Source organism: Candidatus Magnetobacterium casense (assembly GCF_019173545.1).
Taxonomy (GTDB): Bacteria; Nitrospirota; Thermodesulfovibrionia; order Thermodesulfovibrionales; family Magnetobacteriaceae; genus Magnetobacterium; species Magnetobacterium cryptolimnobacter.
On record NZ_JABXWD010000400.1, the window covers coordinates 1 to 2,918 of the forward strand.

The following is a 2,918-nucleotide window of genomic DNA, read 5'->3' on the forward strand; positions in this document are numbered from 1 at the left end:
CGCAACCGCTTCAGGCTGAAGGTGGTCAATATCAGACATATACGTTGGTGCCTCACTTTCGTCAAGCTCCAGTTCTATCGAATCCAGTGACGCCTCTTCAGCCTCAAGGTCGTCTATTTCAAGGCCGTCTATCTCAAGACCACCCTCATAAGGAATCGGTTCAGACTCTGCGTCAAATTCCAATTCGCCACCGCCTGTGTCCAACCCCATATCGGTCTGAAGTCCCTCTATATCACCGCTGAGGTCGTCCCGGGCAGGCCCGGCATCCTCTTCTTCACGTATCTCAGGGCCAAGGTCAAGCTCGCCCGATAGCTCCTCTGCCCCGTGCAGCTCCTCCTCTGCGATATCCAGTTCCATAGACGGCTCTATCTCCAACCCTGCTTCATCCGGTGCTGAGAGGTCAACGCCACTATAATCCAGCGTAATGTCTTCTATGGCTCCCATATCCTCTTGCAGCTCAAAATCAATCTCTACCTTATCGCCCAAATCGATGGTTTGTTCTTGGTCTGCCTCGATGGCGCCGGAGTCATACTCTGAGGCAATGTCTTCCGAAACATCAGGAGACTTCTCATCGTCAAGGCCGTCTATTTCCAGGTTGCGATCATCAGTATCCCCCTGGGCACTGTCAATGCCAAGGTCTATCCTCAACTCCGGGGTCTCTATGCCAAAGTCTCCCTCCATGTTTATATCCACTGCCGGTTTTTCATCAAGCACACGATTGATTATCCCCATGTTGCCCGTATTTAAAACCAACGTGGGGTCCTCCCACTGCTCGTCCTCAATGCCAAACTCTATCTCACCGGCCAAGGTCTCGTCCTTTGGAGGTTCAGGCTTAAACGTTTCTTTGCCAATCTTACTGCTGCCATCCTTGTCCAAGACCCACGTAGCGTCCTCCGAGGTGCTCTCCTGTGGCATTTCGACGCCAAACTCTATCTCACCGGCCAAGACTTCATCCTTTGGAGATTCCGACGTAAACTCGTCTGTGTCAACCTTACTACTGCCATCCTTGCCCAAGACCCATGTGGAGTCCTCCGAGGTGCTCTCCTGTGGTATTTCGATACCAAACTCTATCTCACCGGCCAAGACTTCATCCTTTGGAGATTCCGGCGTAAACTCGTCTGTGTCAACCTTACTACTGCCATCCTTGCCCAAGACCCATGTGGAGTCCTCCGAGGTGCTCTCCTGTGGTATTTCGACACCAAACTCTATCTCACCGGCCAAGACCTCGTCCTTGTCACTCAACAGGTATTCTTGCTCACCACCATCAATGCCCAAATCACCTTCGGAGATAACTAATTCGCCATTTTCTAACCCAAGCTCATCCTCCGCACCTATCTCAAAAACAGGTTCAAACTCCATCTCTATTTTTTTACTTAACTCCACCCCGTCCCTTACAACGGTCGAGTCCTCGGAGTGAGCAAAGCTATCACCCGTGTCATCGAATCTGTCCTCTTCCGTCAACTTCTGCCGTAATTCAATGCCCCTGTCTTCTACTTCATTAGCGGGTTGCAGGTATTGATCCTCCGAGCTATCCATTATATATTCCCTGCCAAAGGACATCTCAGAAGCAGGCACCTGATCGATATCACTAACGATGCTGCGATTCTTATCAGAGACAACATCGGCGATATCGGCAGTTTCGTCATATGTGTAGACATCCCTATCTTGGGTATCATCTTCAGGCAGTGTTGAGTCAGCGGGGGTTTTTTGGAGAAACACGGGTAACTCTTCCTCTTGAGGCAGACTATCTTCCGGTTTGGTACTCTGGTCATAGGGGTCATAACCGTAGTCGATGTTATCTTGCGGCGTTATCCTGCCTGCCTGCCGCAGATAATACAATGGCAGCAGAAATACTGCCGAAAAAGATAAAAAGAAAAGCACGGCAAAAGGAATTATAAACATCTGACTGGTACCAATAACCACCGTGGGGGCAAGATAAGACAGGACTATTGGCACCACTATGGGGATTAACATCAGCAGCCCCAGTTGTTTCTTTAACCCAAGCCTCTGGCATATATCCATCCACAGGATCACAAAAACGACACTACCGACAACAGGGAGCATAAGCAACACACCCCACCATACCGGCCTGCCTGCCATCTGCGCCATTATAAATAAATTCAACAGGGGCACCCACGCCATCCATGCAGAAGACACGTTGAGCTTTTTCGCCGTCTTATACAATACAAACAAGAAGGCAATGCTTATTAACGCAGCCAACGCCAAGAATGCAAGTAAATACACCAAAAATCCAACCAGTTTATTCTTTAACGTCTCCACGTCATACATGCCCTCCAGGGGTGTAGCAGGTTTTGTTTTTGCTACAGGCGGCATTGTACGTTGTGGTGCTACAGGTGCCGGGTGTGGCTTTGCTACCGGCGGGGGTGACACGGCCGTTGTTGTGGCAGGTGCGCTGTCAGCAGCAGGCTGGAGGGGTGGCTTGGTTGAGGCAACGGGAGATTGTTGTGGTTTTTTAGCAGTCGCAGCAGGTGGTGTTGCCGGTGCAGGGTGCGGGGGGGGTGTCACGGGAGCAGCAACAGGCGGTATTGATGTTGGTACCGGTTGGGCTGCCTTGGGTGTTGCCGGTGGAGTTGACACCGGTTTGGCAGTCTCCTTGTCTGCTTGCACACCGGAGGGGGCTTTGGCCGGTGTTGAAACCGAGGGCGATGGCTGTACGCCGGGTTGCCCTGCTGTCTGCTCATTGTCTGGTTCCGGTGAAGTCTCTTTTTCCGGTGGTGGATAGTCGGTTATATGAATCTGACCGTTATCATCTATCCACTTGTAATACCTGCAATATCCCGGATCATTAAAAAAAACTATAGACAAAAACAACGCTATAAGCGCCGTTGGTAGTTTCAAATAAAACCGCTTAATCATGTAACCTCCATCATAATCTTTAGAGTCTGTATATAGATTCT

Annotated in this window: 1 protein-coding gene; it reads right to left on the reverse strand. The window is 50.3% G+C overall.

Annotation, left to right across the window (positions count from 1 at the left end):
- Window positions 1-2,877 (reverse strand): DUF5684 domain-containing protein (locus tag HWQ67_RS15485; RefSeq protein WP_218253588.1); only part of this gene is annotated, 2,877 nt, incomplete at its 3' end.
- Between the last annotated feature and the right edge of the window lie 41 nt (window positions 2,878-2,918).